This window comes from Cohnella boryungensis (assembly GCF_042651945.1).
In the GTDB taxonomy this organism is placed as follows: domain Bacteria; phylum Bacillota; class Bacilli; order Paenibacillales; family Paenibacillaceae; genus Cohnella; species Cohnella boryungensis.
This window is the reverse complement of the sequence record NZ_JBHSED010000070.1, coordinates 1-25,577: the sequence shown is the minus strand read 5'-3', so window position 1 is coordinate 25,577 and position 25,577 is coordinate 1. Positions and strand designations below refer to the sequence as shown.

Sequence of the window (25,577 nt, the reverse complement as noted above, 5' to 3'; positions counted from 1 at the left end):
GGAATCCCTCCTGCTGCGATCTTGGATCAATGATCATTCGCGGATCGAGAGCAGCTCCGCAAGCATCGCCTCATACTGCTCTTGCGAAATGTAGCTTCCCATAGGGCTATTCGCGGCACTGGCCAACGGCATCCGGCTCATAAATCCCAGATTGTCCGCAAAGCCGGGAGCATGCCGATCCATAATCCGCTTTGCCGTGTCCCATTGCGCCATTTCCCCTAATCTCATGCCTGCATGGTAGGTTCGATAGGAGGCCTCCGGCCTGTCGTAGATGAAGCTGTAGCTGCCGGAGCCCGCTTCGACCCGTACTCCGTCCGCCTCTTGCCGAAAAAGCAAGATGCCGTCCGCTTGCGCAAGAGCGACTCCTCCGACTTGAACGCGATCCGCTTGCGCTCCGCGCAGCAGGATGGATGCCGTTGTATTCGCCGGTATCGCGACGTTCACCTTCAGGCGATCCTCCTTGAACGCCCACTCGGACTCGATGAGCCCGTACATGGATTTGAAGGATGCCCGGGCATGACTCAACCTGCCCCCCGTGAAATCCGGCTCCACACGAATTCGCTTATAGCCCGGCTGATCCGTTATCGGCGCCAGACCGGCGATTCTGCGGTACATCCATTCCCCCACGGCGCCGTAGGCGTAATGGTTAAAGGAGTTCATATCCTCGCTCCAGAACGAGCCGTCCGGCTTGATGCCGTCCCAATGCTCCCATATCGTTGTCGCTCCTTTAGACACGGAGTACAGCCAGGAAGGATATTCCTTCTGAAGCAGCAGCTTGACCGCGGTATCATGGTAGCCGTTGTCCGACAACGCGAAGCAAAGATACGGCGTCCCGACAAAGCCGGTCGTCAAGTGATATCCGTTGTCCACAATCATCTCGTTCAAATCGCCGGCGATCCTCGCGCGATCCTTGCGCTCCGCCAGATCGAAGACAAGCGCGAGAATGTGGGCCGTCTGCGTCTGGGCGGCGACCCGCCCGTTCGGCGTCATGAATTCATCGCGGAAGGCTGCGGCAATGCGCTCGGCCAGTTGTCCGTAATAGGCCGCATCCTCTGCGCAGCCAAGCACTTCAGCCGCATCGCGCACGATTCGGGTTGAAAGCGCGAAGTAAGCCGCGGTCACCATATGATTCGGCGTGGCGCCCATATAGCTCCCCTCCTTTGCATCCAAGGCGAGCCAATCGCCGAAGTGGAAGCCCGTATTCCAGACGTGCTCGTGCTCTCCCTGAGCGCGGATGTAATCAACCCAGCCCTTCATGCTCTCGTATTGCTCGGCCAGAATGCGCTTGTCCCCCAGGCCGGCGTAGACCGCCCAAGGAATGACTGTCGCCGCATCGCCCCAAGCGGCGGAAGAATAGCCTTGGATGATGTTCGGAACGACGAACGGAACGCCGCCGTCCTCCAATTGGTCCGCCTTCAGATCGCGAAGCCATTTCGTAAAGAAAGACCCGGCGTTATAGTTGAACAACGCGGTTCCCGCAAACACCTGAGCGTCGCCCGTCCAGCCAAGGCGTTCGTCCCGCTGCGGACAGTCCGTCGGCACATCGAGGAAGTTCCCCCGCTGTCCCCAGACGATGTTCCGCTGCAGTTGATTGACCATCGGGTCGGAGCATTCGAAGACGCCAGTCGGCTCCATGTCGGAATGAAGCACCTCGCCGATGAAGGCCTCAAGAGGCAAGCCTTTTTCCTGCCCGGGATATCCATCCACCTTGACATAACGAAAGCCTTGGAATGTAAAGTGCGGGGCGTACGTCTCCATGCCGGTCCCCTTGGCGATATATATCACCTGCTGCTTCGCGGTTCGAATATTTCCCCTGTAGAAATTTCCGTCCTTGTCGAGTACCTCCGCATGGGTCAGTTGAATTGTTGTACCTGCCGGAGCCGCAACGGACATCCGGATTCTGCCGACCATATTCTGCCCCATATCAAGAATCGTCTCCCCGGCCGGCGTCCGAACCACGGCCTTAGGCGTTAACGTTTCCGTTACCCGCACAGGCTCGTTCTCCTGGGCTGCCAGATGATGCAGCGGCAGCTCGACCTCCACAACCGGACTCCAGGAGCTGTCGTCAAACGCCGCTTCGCTCCAACCCGTCCTCTCATCCCGTGCATCGTACGTCTCACCGTCGTAAATCTCGGACAACCGAATAGGACCCAGAGTCGCCTTCCAATCCGAATCGGTAACGACCGTCTTTTCCGTCCCGTCCGCATAACGAATGTGCAGTTGAAGCAGCAAGGCTCTCCGGTCTCCGTAATGTCGGGTTTTGTTCTCCCAGCCCAAGCGGCCTTTGTACCAGCCATCCGCCACCATCGCGCCGAGAGCATTGCTCCCGTCTCGAAGCAGCGCCGTCACATCGTAGGTCTGGAATTGGAGACGCTTGCGATAACTCGTCCAGCCCGGCGCGAGCACCTCGTCGCCAACCCTTAGCCCGTTCAAATAAAGCTCGTATACGCCTGCCGCAGTCGCATAGATACGCGCCGACTGCACCGGCTTGCTGTCCGACTCGAAAGCTTTACGCAGCATGAAGGCCGGATCCGCATCCGGATCGATCGCTATCGGGTCGGGCGTAATCCACTTTGCTTCCCACTCCTTCGCGTGGAGGAAGGCTGTCTCCCACCACTGGGCCTCGCACCAATCGGACTCGCGGCCGAATCGATCCCAAGCCTTGACTCGAAAGTAATAGCGAGTTCTGGATGTCAAAGGCGCCCCTTCATACGGAATAAGCACCGATTCCTCCGACAATACCCGTCCGCTATCCCATACGGGGGAACTGAAATCCGTGCAATGAGCGGCTACCTGGATCTGATAAGCCTCTTGCCGAGTGGCTTTACGGTCCGATTCCAGCCGCCAGCTGATTCGCGGACGGGCGACGTCCGTACCCAGCAGATTTTCCCGATATTCTACGGTCAAGCCGTGCACGTAGAGTGAATTCATGTCTTGATCTCCTCCGCTATCCTGAGATTTGATCCCTTCCATTCTCCTTTTATTCTACCGGACGGATTCCGCAGCCAGCTTCCACTATAACGACCAGAGTTTTTGTTTTGCCGACCAATTCCGATCGAGGCAAACCGGAAGATTCGCAATCTCGCGACATTATCGCAGCATAATGAAAATGATTCGCAATCTCGTATTGACGATGACCCATTTTATGGGTATGATGAATTTGCCGTTAATCGTAATAATTACATTTTAAAGACGAGTGCTATCAATTTAAAGTCTAGAGGGACGTTATGGGAAAACACGAAATCGAATTCGTAAAGCTTAATCCCACACAGAATATGACTCTGCTTGTGACAACGAAGCATTCACCGGAAGATCAGCCTCGCATCGCCGCTAGAATGATGGCTTACGATCACGTCCATGGCGAGCAAGTCGGCTTTATCGAGGAGCCGCTTAACGGCGAAGCTGCCGCCAAGCTGCAGATGGCGGGAGGCGAGTTTTGCGGCAATGCCTGCATGGCCTTGGCCGCGTATCTTGCAGCGGAACGCGGCCTGCGCCATGAAGATGCAACCGACATTGTGCTGGAAGCCTCGGGAAGCGACCGGTTCGTCGTATGCCAGGTTCGAAGAAGCCACGAAGCGTATGTCTGCCGGGTTGACATGCCGATCCCTCGGCAAATTGAACAAAGAGCTGTCCGCTATGAAGGCGAAGAGCTGCTGCTGGCCATCGTGAGGTATCGCGATTTTCTGCATGTCGTTCTTGAAGTCGATCAAGTCGACAAGTCCGTGAGAAGAAAGGCCAAGCAGCTGGCCCGTCTGCTTGGAGTCGCACTGGGAACCAGCCTGATCGGCATTCTGCTATTCAAGCCCGACTCCCATGAGCTGGCTCCGCTCATTTATGTTCCGTCCCTGGACAGCATGGTCTGGGAAAGAGGCTGCGGCTCGGGCACGGCATCCCTCGGGGCCTACCTTGCCTGGAAAAACAAAGGAGCCGTCGCCGTTCCAGTCAAGCAGCCCGGCGGCACGATTCAGGTTACGGCCGATTGCGAGCGCGACAAGGTGACACGGCTGCTGATCGAGGGTACGGTCGGCATTGTCGCGCAAGGCAAAGCCTACATTGAAGCTTAAATAGCTGCAAGGGAGTGGAAAAACGTGAATCTGGAGCAGTTTCAACGACGTCTGGCCGATTATCAGGCAACCTTCTCGGCCTTGGCCGATCAATACGACGGTGCGATCAGCCGAAGCTCGGAGCTGGAATCGGTCATCGACGAGTATTCCGCATTTGTCACCAACGAGGAGCATCGCCAAGTATGGACCGAGCTGGAGCGGCAGCCTTCCCGCGAGAATGTCGAGCTCATTGCGGAACTAAGGAAGTCCTCGGCGCTGTGCGTGGCGACGATGGAGAAGTATCGCGCCTTGAAGCTGCTGAACGGCGAGTCGGAGCGCTGCGATTATTTTCATAACATTGAAGCCTGCATCGAACAGGAATTCGGCAGCTTCCAGGTTACCGGCGATTCGAAGGTGCTGCTCGTAGGCTCCGGCTCGTTCCCGATGACGCCCCTGTTCATCGCCAGACAGACAGGCGCGGCCGTAGTCGGCATCGACATTGACGAGGAAGCCGTCGCGCTTGGACGGAAGGTCGTCGAACGATTGGGAAGCGGCTTACGAATTACGCTTGTTAACGAAGTCGTCGAACGGCTAGAGGGAATCGAGGATACGACTCATATCATTTTTAGCTCGACGGTCTCCGAGAAATATCAGCTTCTGGACCGCTTGCATGAGCGCACCTGCGACCGGGTTGTTGTAGCGATGAGATACGGAGACCGGCTGAAATCGTTGTTCAACTATCCCCTGCAGGCGGTCGACGAGCGCAAATGGCGGTTGGCGGATCAGGTCTTGAGGCCGGATCATGTATTCGATATCGCCTTGTATCAGAAAGCCTGATGGCCGGGATTTCCTTTAAGGAGGTTTGGATATGAGCGATAGGCAACGCATCTTGATTGCGGGAACAGGCCCCGCCTCCATTCAGATGGCTGTGCTGCTCAAAGGCCGCCTGGATTGCTGCATTGGCATCGTCGGACGGCGGTCCGTGCGCTCCGAGCCTTTCTTTGCCGCGCTTGAGCGGAACGACCAAAGGATTCGCGTCGACATTCAGAACGAGAAGCATCTCGCGCTTAGAGGCGAATGCCGAATCGATCATGTTTTTCAAGGCTACGACAGCGTTCAGGGACAATGGGACACCGTGATATTAGCGGTTACGGCGGACGCCTATACCAAGGTGCTGGAGCAGTTGGACGCAGGCGTTCTGCGGCAGCTCCGATGCGTGGCGCTGCTCTCTCCGACCTTCGGCTCGGGCGCGCTGATTCGCCATTGGATGAACAGCCGGCATTCGCAGGCGGAGACGATCAGCTTTTCTACTTATTTGGGAGATACGCGCTGGGCGGATGCCCGTCCGTCAAGCAACGCGATCACAACGGGGGTCAAGCGGAAGGTGTTTATCGGCTCGACCCGCGCCCCCTCCCGACAGGTCGAGCAGCTTCGGACGCTATATGAATCGTCGGGCATCGCCTTGGAGGTCATGAATTCGCCGATCGAGGCCGAAGCGAGAAATATTTCGTTGTATGTCCACCCGCCGCTGTTCATGAATGATTTTACGTTAAGCGCGGTGTTCGACGAAGCCTCCGCCAGGAAGTATGTTTATAAGCTATTTCCCGAAGGGCCTATCACACCCCAATTAATTCGCAGCATGCTCGCCGCCTGGAGGGAAATCTCGGCGATCGGCGAGAGACTGCATCTGAACGGCGTTAACCTGCTGAAGTTTATGACCGACGACAATTACCCGGTGAGACCGGAAAGCTTATCGCGGCACGATATTGAGCAATTCGTTCGCCTGGAGGCGATTCACCAGGAATACTTGCTGTACGTCCGCTATGCCTCCTTGTTGATCGATCCATACTCGGAGCCGGATCGGGACGGCAAATATTTCGACTTCTCCGCCGTCCCCATTCGATCGATCTTCCGCAACAAGGAAGGTCTCTGGGACATTCCGCGGATGCCCAAGGAGGATTACTACCGGATCAAGATTTTGCAAGGCATCGCAAGACGGCTCGATTCAGCCTGCCCGACCCTCGACCTCTTCATCGCAACCTACGAGCGCAGCCTGGCGGAAGCTGCGCTCAAGCTTGCGGGCGAGCCCTTATCCGATGCATTTGCCTTGCAAAGCTTTGAAGAGGATATCGAAAGGATATGCAAGGAAATCGGCATCCATCAGAGCCGCACCCCTACATGAGCACGATTACTGGAGGATATGACATGAACAACAAATTTGCGATTTTGATTTCTTCGCTGGTTGCCCTGGTCCTGCTTGCAGGCTGCAACGGCGGCCAGACGGAGAATGTGAAGGAATCGGCTAAAGGCACGGAACTCATCTATGCGACATCCAAGGATATCAATGACATGAATCCTCATCTATATGCAGGCTCTATTCCGGCGCAAGGGATCGTGTACGAATCGCTTGTCGAGAACACCAAGGACGGAATTCGGCCGATGCTGGCCGAATCGTGGGAGATTTCCCCGGACGGCAAGACCTATACCTTCCACCTGAGGAAGGGCGTTCAATTTCATGACGGTGCCCCGTTTAATGCCGATGCGGTGAAACAAAACATCGAAGCGGTCCAGAGCAATCCGAGCAAGCATTCCTGGATCAAGCTGTCGACCAAGATCGTAAGCGTGGACGTTCTCGATGAGCATACGGTCCAGCTGGCGCTTTCCGAAGCGTATTATCCGACACTGCTGGAATTGGCGATGACCCGCCCGTATGCGTTCCTGTCCCCTAAGGATTTCGACAACGGAGGAACCAAGGATGGCGTTAAGGGCTACCATGGCACCGGTCCCTATAAGCTTGGCGAGCATAAGACGGATCAATATGCCGTGTTTGAAGCTAATGAAAGCTATTGGGGCGGCGCGCCCAAGGTGACCAAGATTACGGCCAAGGTGCTTCCCGCCGGCGAGACGACCTTATTGGCGCTGCAGAAGGGCGAGGTCAATTTCATCTTCACGGACGATCGCGGCGCAGACAGCATCGATGTGGAGGCCATGAATCAGCTGGCGGAGACAAGCGATTATCAGATCGTGCGAAGCGAACCGATGAATACGAAAATGCTCGTGGCCAACAGCAGCAAGACCGGCAGCCCTATCGTGGAAAAGGCGGTCCGGGAAGCGCTCTGGCATGCGATTGACCGGGAAACGATCAGCAAGCAAATCTTCAGCGGCACCGAGACGCCGGCCGATAGCCTGTTCTCCTCGAACGTCAACTATGCCAATGTCGAGTTGAAGAAACGCGGCTACAGCCTTGAGACGGCGAAGTCGATATTGGAACAAGCCGGCTGGCTTAGCGATCAGGGCGGCGAGCTCCGGGCGAAAGCCGGAAACCGATTAACCCTGAAGCTGTACTACGACGCGAATTCGAACTCGCAGAAGACGCAGGCCGAATACATCCAAAGCACCGCCAAGCAGATTGGAATCGGGCTGGAGCTGATCGGCGAAGAATCCTCATCCATCGCCAATAGAAGGTCGACGGGAGACTACGATCTGCTGTTCAACCAAACGTGGGGACTGGCCTACGACCCGCAGAGCACCATCGCCGCCTTTACGTCCGAATCGGCCTATGCCCACACGACCAAAGGCCTCGCGAAAGCGCCTGAGCTGTACAAAAAAATCGAAGAGGTAATGGTGTCTGCGGATGAGGAAACGCGGAAGTCGTTGTACGCGGATATTCTGAACCTAGTCCATGACGAGGCGGTATTTATTCCGCTTACGAACGGCAATGTCACCATTGTAGCGCCAAAAAGCTTGCAGGGCATTTCATTCAAGCAAACGCAATATGAGCTGCCTTTCGAGCAAATGTACTTCGAATAGATCAATAAAAGGGGTCTTCCCCTTTTATTAGGTCTGACAAGGGAGATTGCGATGGGCTTATATATTCTCAGACGTTTGTTGATAGCGATTCCTCTGCTTGCCGTCATTTCGTTTATCGCCTTTATCCTGAGCAATCTGTCTCCTATGGATCCGGCCGAAGTGGTGCTGCATGCGCAAGGCATACCGAGCATTACGGATGAACTAATCGCCGAAACAAGGGCTGCGCTCGGAATGGATCGGCCGTTCATGCTGCGCTATCTGGATTGGCTGGTTTCCTGTCTGCAGCTCGATTTCGGAAGCTCGTATGTCACGGGAAAACCGGTATGGTCTATGCTCGGCCCGGCATTCCTGAACACGCTGAAGCTGACGATTGTTTCCGTAGCGGCGATTGCCGCGCTGTCCCTCGCGCTCGGCGTCTTCTGCGCCTTGCGCGAAGGGAAGTGGTTGGATAAATCCGTCAGAGGCCTCGCCTTTTTACTGACGTCGATGCCTCCTTACTGGCTTGCAGCGCTTCTGGTCTGGTATTTCTCCGTCAAGCTGGATCTTCTGCCGACCAGCGGCATGGACGATTACTCAAGCTATATTTTGCCGGTTACGGTGCTCACGATCAGCTATGCGGGCATCTACTTCCGAATGATCCGAACCTCTATGCTAAGCAATCTGAATGAGGACTATGTGCTCTACGGAAGAGCCTCCGGCTTGCCGGAAAGAAAGATAACGCTGCACGTTCTGCGGAATTCGTTGCAGGTCGCCGTCTCGGTATTCGGCATGGCGATTCCCGTCATTCTCGGAAGCACGGTTGTCGTGGAAAACCTGTTCGCCTGGCCGGGGCTGGGACCGCTTAGCGTCAAATCCATCCTGAGCAGAGACTTCCCGATCATTCAGGCCTATGTTCTGGTGCTCGCCGTTGCCTTTGTCCTGTTTAACACCGTTGCCGATATTCTCAACGCTGCGTTGAATCCCAAGCTAAGGAAGGATCTCTAATGAAGCTGCTTAGACAAGTGTGTAGAGAGCGGTTGGCCGCTGTCTGCCTGTTCTTTCTCTCGGCAACCTTTGTCGTCGGAATTTGCGCCCCACTATTTGCGCCGCATAACCCGGAGGAAGTCCATATGGAGCTTCGCTATGCAGCGGCGTCATGGGAATATTGGTTAGGGAACGACCATCTGGGCAGATGCGTGCTATCCCGTATCATTTACGGCATACGTCCCAGTATGCTATGGGTTGGGGCCGCGCTGCTCGCATCCGTGGGAATAGGCGCGATCGTCGGTTTTATTGCGGGCTACTTTCGTGGCAAGATCGATGCCGTTCTGATGAGAGTTTGCGATGTCATGCTTTCCTTTCCGGGCTACGTGATGACGCTGGCGGTCATCGGCGTTCTGGGCGCAGGTCTTGAGAATATCCTGATCGCGTTTGTACTGATGAAATGGGCCTGGTTCGCCCGCATCATTCGAACGTCCGTCATGCAATATGCGGATGCCGAATACGTGAGGTTCTCCAGAGCTATCGGCACCCGCAGCTTTACCCTTGTCCGAAAGCATCTTCTGCCCGTCGCGCTTCCGGACATCGCCGTCATCTCAAGCAGCGCGTTCGGCTCCATGATCCTGCAAATCTCGGGCTTCTCCTTCCTTGGTCTGGGCATTCAAGCGCCGAATGCGGAATGGGGAATGATGCTTAACGAGGCAAGAGGCGTCATGTTCTCGAAGCCGGAGCTGATGCTGGCCCCCGGAATCGCGATCATCCTGATCGTATCGGCCGTCAACTTCCTGTCCGACGCGCTGCAGAAGGCATTGGACCCGAAGCTGATGACCTCCCGGCACAAGCGGCAGAAGCAAAGCGTCTCCATAACCGCGCAACTTCAGGGAAAAGAGGTGGCATGATCGCATGAGCAATCTGGAAGTATCCAATCTGAAGGTTTGGGACCGCCATACCGGCAACGCGCTGGTCTTAGGCAGCTCCTTTCAATTAAAGCAAGGAAGCTGTCTGGCCATCGTAGGCGAAAGCGGCAGCGGAAAGTCTCTGACCTGCAGAGCCATCATGGGATTAAATAAAGCCGGAATTCGCCAGTCCGGCGACATTCGGCTCGGAGAGCTTGACTTGTCCAAGCTCTCCGAGAAAGAGATGCGGGCGATAAGAGGCAAGCGCCTCTGCATGATTGTACAAAATGGCATGCGCGCCTTCGATCCCTCTTGCATCGTCGGGGTTCACTTGCAGGAAACGCTGGCCCTTCATTTCGGCTGGAGCCGGGATGTGATCGTCGCCAGAATGGGTAAAGCAATGGCAAGCGTGCTGCTCAAGGACCCTCTCGCCGTCATGAACAGCTACCCGCACCAGCTGTCGGGCGGCATGCTGCAGCGGGTCATGATTGCGCTGGCCCTCGTGCTGGAGCCCGATGTGGTCATTGCCGACGAACCGACTACGGCGCTTGATACGATATCGCAGTTCGAGGCCGTCGAACAGCTTGTTCAATTGCGGGCAAGAATCGGCTGCTCGATGCTCTTCGTGTCGCACGACCTGGGCGTCGTCAAGCGGGTCGCGGACGAAATTCTTGTCATGAAGGACGGAGAGATCGTGGAACGCGGAACGTCCAAGGACATCTTCAGCGCGGCCCGCCATGACTACACCCGTCATCTGGTCTCGGCGAAGCTGGCGCTGAGCGAGCATTTCAAGAAGCTCATGGGAGGCGAGCGAATTGTTTACCATTGATCGCGTGGACAAGTCCTATCCGGAGGGCGGCCTGTTCGCCAGCAAGCGAAAGCAGGTGCTCTCCGGCATCAGCTTCGATTGGCGGCCGGGAGAATGCCTGGGCATCATCGGGGAAAGCGGCAGCGGCAAATCGACCTTGGGCCGATTGCTCCTGGGCATCGAAAAGCCAGATCGAGGAAGCCTTCTATGGGAGGGGCGGCGAATCGAGGAGCGTACAACAAGACTAGGCAGCATCAGCGCCGTATTTCAGGATTATTCCTCCTCCATCAATCCGTTCTATACGGTAGAGCAGGCCCTGATGGAGCCGTTAAAGCTGCACAATGAGCCTCGCCGCGGGCTTCACGACAAGATCGATCGGTTATTGCGGCAGGTCGGCTTGGACCCGTCCTATCGCAGCAAATACTCGCACGAGCTGTCGGGCGGGGAAGCGCAACGGGTGTGCATCGCAAGAGCCGTGTCGACGGAACCGCGTTGCATCCTGCTGGATGAAGCGATCAGCTCTCTTGACGGCTCGGTTCAAGTCCAAATTCTCGATCTGCTGATACGCCTGAGAACGTTGTACCGCATGGGATATATCTTCATCACGCACGACATACAGGCGGCGGCTTATATTTGCGACAGAGTGATGATCATGAGAGCGGGCCGGATTGAGGAGATTGTTCCTGTCGAGCGCTTGAAGGATGTGGAGTCGCCGTACGCAAGGAAGCTGCTGAGCATGATCATCGCTTAGCGATGCTCCGGCTCAAGCAAGAAAGCCGCCAAGAAGCTTGGAGAAAGGAGCAGGCAGGTTGAAGGGAGCGTTGTCTTGGCCTTTTCTGCGGTTATACGCACTAACGCTTTTGTATTTTAGCGCGAATGCCCTGTTGAATGTTCTCATTCCGTTGAAGGGCGAATCGCTGGGCGCTACCAATACCACGATTGGGCTCATCATGGGAGCTTACTTGTTTACAACGATGTTTTTTCGTCCCTGGGCGGGTCTGATCATCCAGAAATACGGGCCGATCAAGGTGCTCCGCGCGATTCTTGCGGTTAACGGCGTGGCGCTGCTGCTCTATACGTTTACTGGCTTGGAGGGTTATTTCGTTGCTCGCGTGCTGCAAGGAGTGTGCACCGCGTTTTTCTCGATGGCTCTTCAGCTTGGCATTATCGACGCCTTGCCGGACAAGGATCGCTCGCAGGGCATCTCGATGTACTCGCTCTGCGCTTCCATGCCGGGAATCTTCGGTCCCCTTATCGCTCTTGGCATCTGGCAGACAGGCGATATGCAGGCTTTTACGGCTGCGATGATCGCGATTGCCCTCCTTACCGGAGGCGTTGGCTATAGCGCCAAAATAGAGCGGCAAGAAGTCAAGACCGCCGCTGCGGGTCAGACGAAGCCAGGAGCAGCTATGCTGAAATCGTTCAGCCAGCTGGTCCGAAATCCGCATCTGCTAAGGTGCAGCCTCCTGATGCTGAGCGCTTCCCTTGTGTTTGGCGCGGTGACCACCTTTATCCCGCTATACGCCGAGCAAATCTCGCACGGTAACGCGGCCGTCTATCTGATGCTCCAGGCAAGCGTCGTTGTGTTGGCGCGATTTGCTCTTCGCAAAAAAATACCGTCGGACGGAAAATGGCACTCGGCCTACATCATGGTCATTATGCTCATCGTCGCCGCGGCGGCGCAAGCCGTCAGCTTCTCGGTTCTAGGCGGAGCCTCATTCCTCTATATCGGCGCCGTTCTGATGGGAACCGCGCAAGCGCTGCTCTATCCGACTCTCACGACCTATCTGACGTTCGTGCTGCCAGGGGAAAGCCGCAATGTGCTGGTGGGCCTGTTCATTGCGATGGCGGACCTGGGCGTTTCGCTGGGCGGGGTTATGATGGGGCCGATCGCGGATCTTTCCTCTTATTCTACGATGTATATGATATGCGCGATCTTGGCCGTCGCGATGCTTCCCGTCGGTTATCGGGGACGCCGGCGGCTTGCCGAATCAAAGTAAAACGTGCGGAGAGGCCCTTCAGCCTCTCTGCGCTTACTCAGGTTCGACCGGGCTCAAGGTATGTTTTGACAGAAGGAGGAGCATAAGCCTTGAATTGAGCCAACAGGCCTTGTGCCGTCGTGTCCGTAATCGCCATGGAACGATATTTGTCCTGCATAAACTTCTCTTGAATCATGAGATCGAACATGGCGATTAAGCTGTCGAAATAATGATTGATATTCAGAAGACCGCACGGCTTCTCGTGCAGCCCCAATTGTCCCCAAGTGAAGATTTCGAAATATTCCTCCATTGTGCCGGCCCCGCCGGGCATAGCTATAAAACCGTCGGCCAGCTCGGCCATCTTTGCTTTTCTTTCATGCATGGAATCGACAACGATCAGATCTGTAAGCCCTTTGTGGGCAATCTCCCGGCTCTGCAGAAACCCGGGCAAAACCCCGATGACTTCTCCGCCTTGCTCCAGTACGGCATCGGCAACGGCCCCCATCAAGCCGACACTCGCGCCGCCATACACAAGGGTAATGCTCCTGTTGGCAAGCTCCCTGCCCAGAAGCTGCGCGCCTTCCTTATAGATCGGATTTGCTCCGTCACTGGAGCCGCAAAATACCGCTATCTTCTTCATTCTTGTTCAGTCTCCTTTGAGCTTGAATATCTGTGGTCCAGCTTTGTCTGATGAGAAAGGAAGATCTCCTCCAGGGAAATATCGTACTTATTCGCAATGACGATCAGATTCCCGAGTACATCGCCTAGCTCTTCCGTCAACTGGGCTTTGTTTTCTTCATAAGAACCGATGGGCTCATCGGGACGGTCTCTGCCGATTTCCAGCGCCCTTATCGCTCTTGCCACCTCGCCGGTTTCTTCGGCCAAGAAGCCGATGCGCACGAAGATATCCAGCTCCGCCCAGCCCCGCTCCCGGTAATATTGTTTCACCCATTGTTGAAAATTTGCAATATCCAAGATTAATCCTCCGGTCAGAGAGCATGTATTTATAACAGTCTATCACATCTCTGTTGCCCTCAGATACACAGAAACATCTGCAACGGCAGCACAGAGCGCTATGCAAGCGGCCCGTTGCTCCAGACTAGCTGCTTTTCAGCAATCCTCCCTGCCCCATATCTGTGTCGGGGTCTTTAAAATAGATTTCGTTCAATATATTTACATGAACGTTGACCTTCTGCTCCAACATGGGAAACCATTTGGATTTCCATTTCATGAGGTTCTTTTCCGACAGGTAAGGGCGGAAGATCAGACCAGTCCCCAGCACATCCGATTTATAGCCGCGGATCTTGTTCAACGTATCGTTAAATTGTCGACTCAGCTGTTCGCACATCTCTTTCTCGATTCTCTTGTTGCTTTTCCCTTTGGGCTTTTCCGTAATCAAGACGTTCAGGGTCACCTCAGTTATGAGAGACGGTCCTTGCTCCGACCACCCCCTTCGATGCTTGATTTTGGCGTTCTCAATCAGCACGCTCGTGTTTTGGGCGACCTCGATCGTTCCTCCGGTATATTTTCCCTTGAACAGATTGTACAAAAGCGTTTCATCCTGACTCAGTGTTCCAACCATGCGGTCCTCTCGCATGACGGCCGTGCCTCTAAAAGTGAACAAAGTACGATCGCCGTTCTTGAGCATCGGAATGGCCATATCCTCCGAGAAGGAATTCTGGCTGCGATAAGCTTCCCATATTCTCACGATCGATTGATTCGGTGTCCATCCCGCTTCTTCGCTGAAAAAATCGTACGATGAAACCTCCGGTGTCGGAGAAATTTCATGGTAGAGCGTCTTCTCGAAGTCCCCGTCCACTACAGCGACTAGCCCTTTGATCGAAATGTCGTTGGCTCTGACGGCAAAATCGATGAGGTTGCCTATCCCTTCATGGGCAAGCTCTTTATCAATCAGCATGAGCCGCAAGTGAACCAGATCGATGTTTTTTTCCGAATCTGTCCGGATCAGATCGATCGCTTTGCTAATGGACTTTGATTCTTTATCTAAAAATTGGGTTTTCCCTGTTGCATTAGGAATCTGCAGAATAACCCTGTACTTATCCGAACGTCCCTTTCCGATGCCCATGACTGCCGGAAGATATTCCTTGTTAATGTCCTTCGTGTCCCAACACCCTGTCAGCAATATAATCGCGCACAACGCGATTATCGGAGCCCATAACGTACGAATTCTCATGCCCTCGCCTTCTTTCGGTTCCATTGTGCAGCAAGGAATACGATGATCGGAAAGCCGATCGTGGTGTACAGGCAAAAATACGAGTTCAGATATAAATAGTGGTTCAACCTATCCGCGTTCGGGATTAGTTGGCAAGAGATATACAAACCGATGCAGGCGATCGCGAGAATCAACCTGCTGTCGGCTTTGGGCATAAACAACCGATGAAGGAACGACACGAGCATCCAGAGCAGCACCGATACCTTCAGTACGCCGAGCGCGCTTGAAGAAACGACGTAAAAGCTGGGGAGCCAGTCAAACACTACCCATTCCAAATCGATTGTATCCGACGCCATGAGCAAGGGATACTGCAATCGGACCGCCGTCTCCTGCCCGAATAAGAGCAGCGGGATATATACGGATGCCAAAGCGAACACGAACAGGACTCCCATCGTAGCAGTCGCTCCTTTAAATCCAATCCGGCTTCCGGGGGAAGTCATTCCGAGGAACAGGAATCCGGCGAACATAACGCTGCCCACATAGAAATCCGGATCAAAGAGGAAGGTCAAGCTGCCATTCCAGATCGGAAATATGTAATGGAATCTATAGTTTTTGACGCTGATCAGCATGGAGAAGAGAATAAAGGGCATGAACAGAAAAAACCACCCGATACTTACCCGAATCAACGCCGCAAGTCCCTTCCAGGCCGCATAGAGACAGAGGAGGACAAAAAGAGCTGACGTAGCAAGAACGGGAGTTCGCTGCAAAAGCACCGCTTTGATCTCAACCGTTTCGTAATAAGTCAGAAGGATCACTTCAAGCATCAAAAAAAACAGGATCGGCAATGCTACCAGACCAGCTCCCCATTTCCCCAACGCTTCGCTGCAAATATCCGCTACCGTCTTCCCGGGAAAGAACGACATTCCCTTCATATATAGCCATAGCACGAGCAGCTCGATTACAAAGAGAAGGGAAACGGCCATCCAATGCCCCGTAGAGGAGGCCGCCATCATCCGCTCCGGAAATATGGCAAAAACCGAAGCCAGATGCAGCAGGAAGAACAGGATCAGGGTCCTTGCTTTACTCATCCGGAACCTTTCCTTTCACGCTTAAGCTTAAGTAAGGTACCGTACTGATCGTCAAGGAGGAAAAGTAGAGCATGAGCCAGATCATCGCAGCCTCCAACCCCCAAATCCCAAAGAAGGAGCTAGCGAACATGACAACGTACTTGTACATTCGCATGCCGACCGCATTCATATAACTCGTGAGAGCGAAATTGGCAATTGCGGAAGCAACCAAAATAATGATTAACAAATTGCTGACGAGTTTGGCCTGAACGATCGCTTGGCCTAATAGAATACCCCCGATCATCGTGATTGTGGGGCCGATATTCTTAGGAAGCCGGATCGTAGCCTCGACGATCATTTCCAACAGCAGCAGGACAAGCAGCATTTCGATAATTGAAGGGTACGGAACCCCTTCCCTGCTGTTCGCCACGGTGATAGCTAACTGAATCCGGAGCAACTCCGGATTTACGGAATTCAGCACGACATAGAGACCGGGGAGCGTAACCGCCATCAGGGAGGCTCCAACCCGGAGTGTGCGCAAAAACAGTTGAAAAAGCAGCGGATAGTTGGAGTCCAGAGTTGTCGTCCATAGGTCTGTGACGATTGCCGGAAAAGCGAATGCAAACGAAAATTGGTCGATCAGAATAACCACTTTTCCGTTTATCAAGGTCTGTACGGTTTCTCCGGGCAGCTCGGAAGAAATATAGGTCGGCGTCAACGCGAACTTGGGGTGCCCCAGCAGACGAGCTAGATCGCGTACTGTGGTCAGCTCTTTGTCGCTATTGCCCTCCAGCTTATCCCGGATGGACTCGATGACTTTCTGCCTAGCCGTGTCCTCTAGATAGATCATGGCGATTTTTTTGACCGAACTCCTCCCCATGAACCGGGTCTCGACGACCAACCGATCCGAAATCATTTTTTTGCGCAACAGCCCGATATTAATATCGATATCTTCTGTAAAGGCATCGAAAGCGGACTGTAGGGGATTCTCGCTGTTCGGAATCATGACGGACCTGGAAAGCTCAGGCTGCACAGGTTCGATTATGGCGACCGAGCCTTCCTTGTTAAATAGAATCAGCTTTCCTTGCAGCAAGGCGCCAGATAGACGGGCGACGGATTCGGAGACGTCTTCCCTCATCGTATTAAAAGCCTGCCTAATCGAATCGCGATCCGAATTCACCGCTTCTTGACACAGGGCAGGCAACGTCGTTCGAAAATTAACCAGAGATTCCAGAAAGCATGCTCTTACTGCCTCGCTTGCGATAACGACGGTCCTGCACGCGAAATCAGAATTTTTCCGAAATCGGTCATAAAGCTGCATTTCCACCCCTATAAGGTTATGATGATCGAAATCATGCAAATTTTACCACCTCCTCCGATAGTATGTCTTTGAGAAATCCCCGTTATGCAGGTTTACGCCCGCGATGGAATATAAAAGCGGAACGCCGGCTTTGACAGCCAACGTTCCGCTTTTTAGATCTTAATGACTCATTGAACAACTTAAACTCAGACCCGATATTTGCAATCGTCAGGATAGCCCCGCCCGGTCGCGGTAATCCTGCGGGGTCATATTCGTAAAGGCCTTAAACAGCTTGATAAAATGCGGAACGGCCTGATAACCGAGCATCTGGGCAATCTCGTATATTTTTTTGTCGCCGCTGCGCAGCAAATAAGAGGCCAACTCCATCCGGTATCGCATAATATATTCGCTAAGATTACTACCCGTTTCCGCTCGATACACTCTTGATAAATAAGCGGGATGAAGACCGATGTGCGCGGCGATCGTCTGCAGCGATAGATTGCCGTTCATATTCTCCTTAACGAACGTATGAACCTTGTCGACTAAACCGGTCTGCTTATCGGACCGATCCTCGGATTGCTCTCTCAGGCTTTGAAGCGTAGCGAATGCCCACTTCTCCAGCTGCTTAAGCGAAGGAGCCGCCGGCATGAGGCCGAAGGACGACGCGCCGAACTCGCTAAGCAGCTTCCCCTTCTTATGCGCCATATATTGATAGGCGTTGGCAATGGCGAAGTACGCTTCGTTGGCATGCTCGGGCGGATAGTTCTTGCTTTTCAATTCGTCGAAGATTTCGATGATTTTCTTCTCCGCATCCGCCCAGTTCCCCGTATCGAGCAAATGAAGCAGAAGGGGAGGCCGATACAGCGACGTCAGCGTGCCGATTCGAACCTGATCGGCGCTGCCCGCAATGCGCAGGAATACGCTCTGCCGCTTCTCTTCGATGACTCGCATCCCGTCGATGACCGATCGGTATAATCCGGGAATGCCACCCGGAAAGTAAGTCCAGTCCTCGGCCAGCGCTATCGAAATGCCGCAGCCCAGGAGGGATTCCACCCTTTTCTTCAGCGCCGCCGCCTGAACGTCCATCGCATACCGAAGCGTCTGCTCGTTCGTCTCGGTTCTCTCTTTGGCCGAAACGATAAATACCAGGTATTCATTCTGGTCTCGACAGAACCACGAATGAAAGGCCTCCTGAAGCATCTCCTCCGCCATATTCATTACCGCGTATTCGAGAAGCTCCTTATCCTTCCTTTGGTATTCCTGATGCTTTCCCTCCAGCCTTACGACGAACAATCCCGCTTTCTGCTGCAATGAGAAGGGCAGGTTTAAGAGGAACAGCTTCCGTTCCAGCTCTGCGTTAGGCATGCCGTAGCCGTACAGCAGTCGCTGCAGCAGCTCGCTCTTGAGCGCGGGCAGATTTTCCCGGAAAGCGTAGACGTCGCGCTGCTGCTCCTGCTGCCGCTTCATTTCGCAAGCGATTTCCTCGGCCAGCTTGCCTAGCGTCTCTCTCAATTGATCCGGGTTAACCGGCTTCATCAAGTATCCGGAAATATTATACGGAACTACGCTTTTGGCATATTCGAAATCCGCATACCCCGAAATGACGACGATTTTAACCTTGCGCCCCATGTCGCGAATTTCCCGAATCAGCTCGATTCCGCTCATCTCCGGCATCCGTATGTCCGTAATGACGATGTCGATGCTTGATTCCCGATAAAGCTGTAAAGCTTCTCTGCCGGAATAGGCTTTATAGATACGTCCGATACCGAGCTCGTCCTTCGGAATCGTAGCGGCAATGCTCTCCACCTGGGAAGGGATATCGTCAACGATCAGAATCTTTAACACCGAAATCGCCTCCGTCCGTCATCATCAGCGTCACTCGCAGCCCGCCCAGCTTCGAATGCTCGATCCGCAAGCCCGAGGCTTGCCCGAAGCAGTGCTTTAACCGCTGATGAACGTTTCGCAGCCCAAGACTGCGATCGTCCTCCGACTGCAGGAGCAAGGAGCGCTTTAGAGCTTCCAGCTCCTCCTGCCGCATGCCGACTCCGTTGTCGTCTACGATCAGCTCCCAGCCTTCTTCGGTTCGTCTTCCGGTAATGACGATCTGGAACTCCCCTATTCTGCCTTCCATCCCGTGCACGATCGCGTTCTCGACGACCGGCTGAAGCAGCAAGCGGGGCATGGGAATAGACAGCATGCCGTCCTCGATCTGCTCAAGCACCTGAAGACGCTCGGACTGCATCCGATGGATTTCCAGGTAATTGCGAATCAAATCCATCTCTTCGGACAATGAAGTCCATTGCTGCCCCGTGCGGGTCGTATAACGGTAATATTGGCTCAGGTGCTGCGTGAACGCGACGATCACTTTCGTCCGTTCCAGCTGCGCCATGCTTTGAATGAAGGCGAAGTTGTTATACAGGAAATGCGGATTAATCTGGGCTTGCAGATGCTTGAGCGAGGATTCCTTGGCGTGCAGCTGCTCCGCGTACACCTTGTCGATCAGCGTCTCGATGTCTTCGGACATCAGATTGAATTGATCGATCAAATAATGAAACTCGTTAGGGGAACCGCGCTTGATCCGATGATCGTATGCGCCCCGCCGGAGCGACTTCACCGCTCGAATCAGATCGTTGATCGGCTTCTGCACGTTGCGATACAGCAAGGCGGCGGAAGCGATGCCCATCAACAGCAGCAGCAACCCGGCCGCATAGAACATCCGCTTGCTGTGGTCGATTGGCGCCAGCACCTTCTTCATCGGCTGAAAATCGACCATATACCAGCCCAGAGACTCCGAAGTGACGTAATTGACCAAGTACGGTTCATCCTGAAAGGTAATATTGGCCGATCCCTCGGTCGGATACTGCTCTCTGATAAGGTCGAATTGCTTCACCATCGCGTTCGCCAATTCGGGATCGTGCCCCCGCGGCAGAATAGGCTCAAAGCCGGGACGATAGAGGAAAGGCTGGCCGTCGCTGCCTTGCATAAAGCTTTCGAGCATTTTCACAAGATTATCCGACGTAAAGGTAACCTCGACATACAAGTTCGGTTTTTCCCGTCTGGCATGCGACTCGAACGGCGTAGTCAAAGCTCGCACGAACGCCTTCTCCAGCCCCCGGTCCATCTCGATAACGCGATAGTCCCATTCCTCCTGACTCGCATCCTTGAAGTATTCCTCATCGTAATTTTGCTTCAAATTCGTAGAAACGGCGACGCCCGAAAGAGGAGAATAGACGGTAAAATCATTCACCCATTCGAAGGAGGTCGACTGCATATCCAGCTTCTGAAGCAGAAGTCTCTTCGAAGCCAGCAGGGTATAATCCGGCTCGGAGGAAGACCTGAACTGCATTTGCAGCGTATCCGGGTCCACCGCGACGACGAAGGCGGCCTTCCATAGCCGGTCCGCCTCGACGTCCATCTGCGCTACGAAAAAACGAATGCGATTCAAGTTGATCTGAAGCAGCTCTTGCTCGACAACGCGGGTGCTGGTCTTGTTCGAATAGTTGTACATGACGATAATCGGGATCAGCATCAGGACGATCACGATCATGACTTTCGTGAAAATGTTCATCTTGCCGACCGTTCCGCGTCTCCACTTGAACAAGGAACTCCCCCGATTCGAGTTTTATTGCAGGCTAGGACTTGACCGAGCCAAGTACGATTCCTTTAACGAAATACTTTTGCAAAAACGGATAGACGAGCAGGATCGGAAGCGCCCCGATAAAGATCTGCGCCGATTTGACGGTGCGATTAGAAAAATTATCTATACTCTCCAATGTTACCCCGGCTCTGGACAAATTGTCACTAACAATCATAGAGTGCAAATAAGTGGCAAGCGGATACCCGCTCGGATTGGACATATAGATCATGCCGTCGAACCAGGAGTTCCAATGAAATACCATTGTAAACAACGATAACGTCGCGATCGACGGCATCGATACGGGCAAATATACGCTCCATAGAATTCTCAGATGGCCGGCTCCATCGATGTGGGCGGCTTCTTCCAGCTCCTGCGGGATCGTTCGGAAGAAATTGAGCATCAGGATCATATTCCATACGCTGACGGCCGTAGGAAGCACCAGCGCCCATAGCGTATCCATCAGGTGCAGCTTGCTTACCAAGATATAAGAAGGGATCAGCCCTCCCGAGAACAGCATCGTAAAGACGAATATCCAAATATAGATCTGACGTCCGGGAAATTTGTGGACCGATTTCGATAAGCTGTACGCCGCCATCGTAATGACGGCCATCGACAGCAGCGTCCCTAACACGGTTCGCTCTACGCCGTGCCACAGCGCTTGCAGAAACATCGTGTTGCCCAACGTCTTCACATAGGCATCGGTCGTAAAGCCGATCGGCCAGAAATTGACGATATTCGCCGTTGCCGCAGCCCGCGAGCTGAACGACAGCGCGAATACGTGCAGCAGCGGAAGCACGCACAGCGCCGACAGCAGACTGAGCAGGATGGTGTTCGAGATCGAGAATACGTTGTATCCCGTGGAACGATAGCGCATAGTCGCCCTCCTTAGAAAATCCGGTAATTGGCTAATTTGAAAGCCAATCTGTAGCTGATCACGATCAAGATGAAGCCAATCGCCGATTTGAACAGACCGACTGCCGTCCCGAAGCTGAACTGTCCGTTGTTCAAGCCTACCCGGTAGACGAACGTATCGATGATATCTCCATGCGAGTAGACGAGGGGGTTGTAAAGATTCAGCAGCTGATCGAAGCCGGCGTCCAATATTCGGCCCAGCGACAAAGTGGCCACGACGATGACGATCGGCATCATAAGCGGAACGGAGATCGATTTCACCTGCTGCCAGCGGGAAGCCCCGTCAATCTCGGCGGCTTCGTACAAAGCCGGATTAATGCCCACCAGCGTAGCCAGAAATATAATCGCGGAAAACCCGAACTCTTTCCACACGTCGCTTAGAATGACCGTAAACCGGAACCACTGCCCGTTGCCCAGGAAGAAGATGCTCGGAATGCCGAGCGAGTTCAAAAGCCGATTGACGATTCCGCCCTCCGTCGACAAGATATCGATCAGAATGCCGCCAAGGATTACCCAGGATAAAAAGTGCGGCAAGTAGACAAACGTCTGCACGAATCTCTTGAACAGTATCGCGCGGACTTCATTGAGCAGAAGCGCGAAGATGATCGGGATGATTAGATTCACGGTTAACTTAAATGCCGAAATGATTAACGTATTCCAGATGATCTGCTTGCCGTCCGGATAGGTGAACAAGTAACGGAAGTGGTCCAGGCCTACCCAAGGCGAGCCTTTGATCCCAAGCCATGGCTCGTAATCCTGGAAGGCGATGACGGCTCCGAATAGAGGAATATATTGAAACACGAGAACCAACGTTAAGGCCGGCAACAAGAGAACGTGAAACGGCCAGGTTTTTCGCCAATACGCTGCCATTATGCATCCTTCCTATCCTTGTAAAAATAGAGGAGGAGCAAGCGAACCAAGGCCGCCCTCTCCTCCATCTCTTTATCAAATGCAGTGGACGAACATTACTGGTTTTTCGCGTACCATTCGTTGACCTCGTCCGTAATCTTCTGGCCGCCGTTATCGAGCCATTGCTTGGCGAATTCGTCGAAGTACTCAATCGGTTTTTCGCCGTATATGATTTTGAGATAGCTTTCCGTAGCAAGCTTCTTCAGCAGCTCGCCTTTGGATTTCATCGTCGGCGTCATAGGCCCGGTAAAATAGTTTTTGCCTTCCGTAACGGTTTGATTGATCCGCACGCCCGCGGCGTCGAGCTGCCTCTTCTTCAATTGTTTGGTATCGAACTCCATCGCCGTTACAGGCTCGGCATTCGGATCGGCCAAAAACTTCTTGACCGCTTCCGTGTTGGAGTGCGGAATGCTCGTGAAGTTGCCCAGGATATTCGTCATCATGAAGCGGATGTCCAACGTGCCTCCGTCCTTCAGCGGCCATTGATCCGCCGGAACGCCTGCGGCCTCGTAGTTGCTCTTGATGACCTTGCCGTTATATTTGACATAGTCGTACCCTTCGTGGTAGCCGTCCTTCCAACGCGGATCGAAGTACGGATCGCCTGCCTTCTCCAGCTTTTTGGCGAATACTTTGTTGAAGTAGGCGAACCAGGCGTCAATGTGCTTAAAGTCTTTGTTGAATACCGTAAAGCCCTGCACCAACGGCTTCTCGGCGCGCCCTACCAGGCCGTTCGGACCGACCGGAAGCGGATAGGGCTGGAAATCGGCCTTCGGATCGTTGTTAGTCGCGTCTCCGAGCGGCCATTCTCCCATCCAGAACGGACCGAACATAATGCCTGCCTTGCCGCTGGCCGCCAATTCGGACTCTTTGGCCGGATCCTTGATGCCGGCTTCTTTGTCCAGATAACCCTTGCTCATCCAATCTCGCATCTTCTCCAAATACAGCTTGGCGTCCGGATGGATCGCGCCATAGCTTAGCTTGCCGTCCGCGCCTTTGTTCCAGAACAGGCGCGCATCGTACGTATTGATCATCTGATCGGTGAAGGCGGCCACGATCGCGTCCGTCTGACCCATCCAGGTCCATGGCCCTTCTTTAAGCGGCGCCGCCAGACCGATCGTGTCCTTCTTGCCGTTCTGATCCGGGTCGCCTTCCGTGAACCGCTCAAGAACGTGCTCGAATTCGTCCATCGTTGCGGGCGGTTGAAGCCCCAGGTTATCAAGCCAGTCCTTGCGAATCCACATGACGGTGCCTTCGTCGCCCATGAAGAACGCCGGCAACCCGTAAATTCTACCGTCTTTTTTCACTTCGCCCATCGCGTAGCCATATTTCTCTACCAGCTTCTTATACTCGGGATGCGCGTATTTCTCGATAGCCTCGTCCAGCGGCATCAGCTTATCCGCCGCGAGCAGGTTTTGCAGCGGATCGTTCGCCGCCGCGAAAGCGTCCGGCAGCTTCCCGCCGCTGGAAAGCAGCAGCCGAAGCTTCGTATCGTAATCCTCCGGCTTCGTTACAATAAAATCGAACTTCACGTTAATGCCGAGATTTTCTTTCATCCAGCGCAGATTCGCATTGTCTTCCATGGATTCTCCGGCTTTGAACGCATTGCCTCTCGAAGTCCCGTCGTCAATGATTGCGGTCGTAATCGTAACCGGAGGGTCGAACTTCTGTTTCCACTTTTCTGCCGAAGCCTCTTCATTGCCGGTTCCCGATGGAGCCGGAGAGCTGGATGATGCGGTCGGACTTGCCGAGCCTTGATCGTTGCCCTTGCTGCAGGCGGCTAATGTCGGCAGCAGCCCGATTGCAATCGAAAGCGTTAACAGCCGTATAACCTTAGCATATCGACTCATAAGTTACCCCTTTGCGTTAGACGTTTGGCGGTACGCTTCAAATTATATGAACTTGGCAAATCAGCGTAAATATTCGATTTTTAACGTCATATCGGAAAACATACATCTATTCCTAGCTCGCTGTATTTCAGCGAAAAGAGACGCCTCGACCGTTGCCCGGCAGACGTCTGTCCTCTTTTACGCAAAGAAAAAGCTCAACGGGATTGCGTCGAGCTTTTCCTAAAGGCTATATTTTTATTGAAACTTCATCTCCCCTAACCGCTGCGAATGACGCGAAAGCCCTGATCGGGCCCATAGCCGTTCGCCTCGAACTTGCCCCGAAAGGACAGCTCGTTGTTGCCGATATCTCCGATCCAGCCGCCGCCCTTCACCACCCGGAAAGAGCCGCTCTGGCTATCCATGTCCCCGTACCAGTCCCAGCACCATTCCCTGACATTGCCTGACATATCGTACAGTCCTAACTCGTTGGGCGTCTTGCCGCCGATATCTTGGGTTTTATTCCGGTTATTTTCTATGATCGGCCAGTTCCAATCTCCCGATAGGTACTTCTCTCCGGCGTTCCTCCAATACCATGCCACTTCATCCGCATTGTCGCTTCCGCTGTATAGATAGCCCTTGCTCGCTCGCCCCCCGCCTGCGGCATACTCCCACTCGGCTTCTGTCGGCAATCGGTAGCCGTTCGCTCCCTCCTGGATCGTTACCGTCCATTTCATCGAATCATGATCGCTCTTGTTATTCGGGTCCTTCTTGCTCTTGTCGATATGGTAATAGGGGGTTAAGCCCTCGTTTATACTCCGCTTATTGCAGTACTCGACAGCATCGTACCAGCTCACCATCTCGACCGGCAGATGATCGCCTCTGAATGCCGAAGGATTGCTTCCCATGATTCCCTGCCATTCTTTTTGCGTGACCTCGTAACGGCCGATATAAAAGCTCGATAAGGTTACGTCTTTTCCATAGTAGTTGGAATTGGCATTCGCGGCTGTCCCGCCTTCAATCAAGACCAAGCCGTCGTTCTTTCTTTCGGCGTCTCTATTGTTCCCGGGCTTGTCCTGCGAACATGCGCTGATAAAAGCGATCGCGATCAGAAGGAAAACTCCTAGCTTTCTCATTGATATGTCTCCTCGTATAGTATCTTTTGAAAGCTCTTTTAAGTCAGTTTCCAGTCCTCGAGGGGGCTGGAGGCCTCCGTCAAAATTTCCAGTGAATCGCTCATTG

At 53.8% G+C, this 25,577-nt stretch carries 21 protein-coding genes; 9 read left to right on the top strand and 12 right to left on the bottom strand.

Annotated features, from left to right (window positions below):
- Positions 1-33 precede the first annotated feature (33 nt).
- Positions 34-2,931: a family 78 glycoside hydrolase catalytic domain gene (locus ACFO1S_RS26200; RefSeq protein ID WP_204604130.1), complete on the bottom strand. Its 2,898-nt coding sequence runs from the start codon at positions 2,929-2,931 to the stop codon at positions 34-36.
- Positions 2,932-3,227: 296 nt separating this feature from the next.
- Between ACFO1S_RS26200 and ACFO1S_RS26195 the strand changes: the two genes are divergently transcribed.
- Genes ACFO1S_RS26195 through cntE form a run of 9 tightly spaced genes read left to right on the top strand, consistent with a single transcriptional unit; the run spans position 3,228 to position 12,535 of the window.
- A complete protein-coding gene (locus ACFO1S_RS26195; protein WP_204604129.1) occupies positions 3,228-4,064 on the top strand; it encodes a diaminopimelate epimerase in 837 nt (278 codons plus the stop codon).
- Between the two features lie 24 nt (positions 4,065-4,088).
- Positions 4,089-4,880 (top strand): class I SAM-dependent methyltransferase, encoded by a 792-nt coding sequence (locus ACFO1S_RS26190; protein ID WP_204604128.1) that lies wholly within the window; start codon positions 4,089-4,091, stop codon positions 4,878-4,880.
- A gap of 31 nt (positions 4,881-4,911) precedes the next feature.
- Positions 4,912-6,225 carry an opine metallophore biosynthesis dehydrogenase gene (locus ACFO1S_RS26185; protein ID WP_204604127.1) on the top strand — a complete coding sequence of 438 codons (1,314 nt, stop codon included), beginning with the start codon at positions 4,912-4,914 and terminating at the stop codon, positions 6,223-6,225.
- Positions 6,226-6,248: 23 nt separating this feature from the next.
- Positions 6,249-7,853, top strand: a complete 1,605-nt coding sequence (cntA, locus tag ACFO1S_RS26180) for a staphylopine-dependent metal ABC transporter substrate-binding lipoprotein (RefSeq protein WP_204604126.1) — start codon at positions 6,249-6,251, stop codon at positions 7,851-7,853.
- Positions 7,854-7,904: 51 nt separating this feature from the next.
- A complete protein-coding gene (opp1B, locus tag ACFO1S_RS26175; RefSeq protein WP_204604125.1) occupies positions 7,905-8,837 on the top strand; it encodes a nickel/cobalt ABC transporter permease in 933 nt (310 codons plus the stop codon).
- Positions 8,837-9,730 carry a staphylopine uptake ABC transporter permease subunit CntC gene (gene cntC / locus ACFO1S_RS26170; RefSeq protein ID WP_204604124.1) on the top strand — a complete coding sequence of 298 codons (894 nt, stop codon included), beginning with the start codon at positions 8,837-8,839 and terminating at the stop codon, positions 9,728-9,730. The genes opp1B and cntC overlap by 1 nt, the downstream gene beginning before the upstream one ends.
- Positions 9,731-9,734: 4 nt before the next feature.
- Positions 9,735-10,556 (top strand): staphylopine uptake ABC transporter ATP-binding protein CntD, encoded by an 822-nt coding sequence (cntD, locus tag ACFO1S_RS26165; RefSeq protein WP_204604123.1) that lies wholly within the window; start codon positions 9,735-9,737, stop codon positions 10,554-10,556.
- Positions 10,543-11,286 carry an ABC transporter ATP-binding protein gene (locus tag ACFO1S_RS26160; RefSeq protein WP_204604122.1) on the top strand — a complete coding sequence of 248 codons (744 nt, stop codon included), beginning with the start codon at positions 10,543-10,545 and terminating at the stop codon, positions 11,284-11,286. The genes cntD and ACFO1S_RS26160 overlap by 14 nt, the downstream gene beginning before the upstream one ends.
- Positions 11,287-11,344: 58 nt before the next feature.
- Positions 11,345-12,535 (top strand): staphylopine family metallophore export MFS transporter CntE, encoded by a 1,191-nt coding sequence (cntE, locus tag ACFO1S_RS26155; protein ID WP_204604121.1) that lies wholly within the window; start codon positions 11,345-11,347, stop codon positions 12,533-12,535.
- A 37-nt stretch (positions 12,536-12,572) separates the two neighbouring features.
- Here cntE and ACFO1S_RS26150 read toward each other — a convergent pair whose 3' ends face one another.
- The 11 genes from ACFO1S_RS26150 to ACFO1S_RS26100 all read right to left on the bottom strand — a co-directional run bounded on the left by ACFO1S_RS26150 (position 12,573) and on the right by ACFO1S_RS26100 (position 25,471).
- On the bottom strand, positions 12,573-13,154 hold the full coding sequence (locus tag ACFO1S_RS26150; RefSeq protein WP_204604120.1) for an LOG family protein: 582 nt from the start codon (positions 13,152-13,154) through the stop codon (positions 12,573-12,575).
- Complete coding sequence (locus tag ACFO1S_RS26145) at positions 13,151-13,489, bottom strand: MazG nucleotide pyrophosphohydrolase domain-containing protein (RefSeq protein WP_204604119.1); 339 nt, start codon at positions 13,487-13,489, stop codon at positions 13,151-13,153. Before ACFO1S_RS26145 ends, ACFO1S_RS26150 begins: the two co-directional genes overlap by 4 nt.
- Before the next feature lie 124 nt (positions 13,490-13,613).
- On the bottom strand, positions 13,614-14,708 hold the full coding sequence (locus ACFO1S_RS26140; protein ID WP_204604118.1) for a Ger(x)C family spore germination protein: 1,095 nt from the start codon (positions 14,706-14,708) through the stop codon (positions 13,614-13,616).
- Positions 14,705-15,775 carry a GerAB/ArcD/ProY family transporter gene (locus ACFO1S_RS26135; RefSeq protein ID WP_204604117.1) on the bottom strand — a complete coding sequence of 357 codons (1,071 nt, stop codon included), beginning with the start codon at positions 15,773-15,775 and terminating at the stop codon, positions 14,705-14,707. Before ACFO1S_RS26135 ends, ACFO1S_RS26140 begins: the two co-directional genes overlap by 4 nt.
- Positions 15,768-17,075, bottom strand: a complete 1,308-nt coding sequence (locus ACFO1S_RS26130) for a spore germination protein (RefSeq protein WP_378127889.1) — start codon at positions 17,073-17,075, stop codon at positions 15,768-15,770. The genes ACFO1S_RS26135 and ACFO1S_RS26130 overlap by 8 nt, the downstream gene beginning before the upstream one ends.
- Positions 17,076-17,282: 207 nt before the next feature.
- Positions 17,283-18,899, bottom strand: coding sequence for a response regulator transcription factor (locus ACFO1S_RS26125; protein ID WP_204604115.1), 1,617 nt, complete (start codon positions 18,897-18,899; stop codon positions 17,283-17,285).
- Positions 18,877-20,655 carry a sensor histidine kinase gene (locus ACFO1S_RS26120; RefSeq protein ID WP_204604114.1) on the bottom strand — a complete coding sequence of 593 codons (1,779 nt, stop codon included), beginning with the start codon at positions 20,653-20,655 and terminating at the stop codon, positions 18,877-18,879. Before ACFO1S_RS26120 ends, ACFO1S_RS26125 begins: the two co-directional genes overlap by 23 nt.
- 31 nt (positions 20,656-20,686) lie before the next feature.
- Complete coding sequence (locus ACFO1S_RS26115; RefSeq protein ID WP_204604113.1) at positions 20,687-21,565, bottom strand: carbohydrate ABC transporter permease; 879 nt, start codon at positions 21,563-21,565, stop codon at positions 20,687-20,689.
- 11 nt (positions 21,566-21,576) lie between these two features.
- Entirely contained in the window at positions 21,577-22,473 is an 897-nt protein-coding gene (locus tag ACFO1S_RS26110; protein ID WP_204604112.1) for an ABC transporter permease, read from the bottom strand.
- A gap of 95 nt (positions 22,474-22,568) precedes the next feature.
- Entirely contained in the window at positions 22,569-24,359 is a 1,791-nt protein-coding gene (locus tag ACFO1S_RS26105; protein ID WP_204604111.1) for an extracellular solute-binding protein, read from the bottom strand.
- 254 nt (positions 24,360-24,613) lie between these two features.
- On the bottom strand, positions 24,614-25,471 hold the full coding sequence (locus ACFO1S_RS26100) for a formylglycine-generating enzyme family protein (RefSeq protein ID WP_204604110.1): 858 nt from the start codon (positions 25,469-25,471) through the stop codon (positions 24,614-24,616).
- Positions 25,472-25,577: the final 106 nt, after the last annotated feature.

Excerpts from the sequence above, each read along its gene's own strand:
- ACFO1S_RS26200 (WP_204604130.1), bottom strand. The coding sequence starts at position 2,931 with ATGAATTCACTCTACGTGCACGGCTTGACCGTAGAATATCGGGAAAAT.
- ACFO1S_RS26195 (WP_204604129.1), top strand. The coding sequence starts at position 3,228 with ATGGGAAAACACGAAATCGAATTCGTAAAGCTTAATCCCACACAGAAT.
- ACFO1S_RS26185 (WP_204604127.1), top strand. The coding sequence starts at position 4,912 with ATGAGCGATAGGCAACGCATCTTGATTGCGGGAACAGGCCCCGCCTCC.
- cntA (WP_204604126.1), top strand. The coding sequence starts at position 6,249 with ATGAACAACAAATTTGCGATTTTGATTTCTTCGCTGGTTGCCCTGGTC.
- opp1B (WP_204604125.1), top strand. The coding sequence starts at position 7,905 with ATGGGCTTATATATTCTCAGACGTTTGTTGATAGCGATTCCTCTGCTT.
- cntC (WP_204604124.1), top strand. The coding sequence starts at position 8,837 with ATGAAGCTGCTTAGACAAGTGTGTAGAGAGCGGTTGGCCGCTGTCTGC.
- cntD (WP_204604123.1), top strand. The coding sequence starts at position 9,735 with ATGAGCAATCTGGAAGTATCCAATCTGAAGGTTTGGGACCGCCATACC.
- ACFO1S_RS26150 (WP_204604120.1), bottom strand. The coding sequence starts at position 13,154 with ATGAAGAAGATAGCGGTATTTTGCGGCTCCAGTGACGGAGCAAATCCG.
- ACFO1S_RS26140 (WP_204604118.1), bottom strand. The coding sequence starts at position 14,708 with ATGAGAATTCGTACGTTATGGGCTCCGATAATCGCGTTGTGCGCGATT.
- ACFO1S_RS26135 (WP_204604117.1), bottom strand. The coding sequence starts at position 15,775 with ATGAGTAAAGCAAGGACCCTGATCCTGTTCTTCCTGCTGCATCTGGCT.
- ACFO1S_RS26130 (WP_378127889.1), bottom strand. The coding sequence starts at position 17,075 with ATGCAGCTTTATGACCGATTTCGGAAAAATTCTGATTTCGCGTGCAGG.
- ACFO1S_RS26115 (WP_204604113.1), bottom strand. The coding sequence starts at position 21,565 with ATGCGCTATCGTTCCACGGGATACAACGTATTCTCGATCTCGAACACC.
- ACFO1S_RS26110 (WP_204604112.1), bottom strand. The coding sequence starts at position 22,473 with ATGGCAGCGTATTGGCGAAAAACCTGGCCGTTTCACGTTCTCTTGTTG.
- ACFO1S_RS26105 (WP_204604111.1), bottom strand. The coding sequence starts at position 24,359 with ATGAGTCGATATGCTAAGGTTATACGGCTGTTAACGCTTTCGATTGCA.
- ACFO1S_RS26100 (WP_204604110.1), bottom strand. The coding sequence starts at position 25,471 with ATGAGAAAGCTAGGAGTTTTCCTTCTGATCGCGATCGCTTTTATCAGC.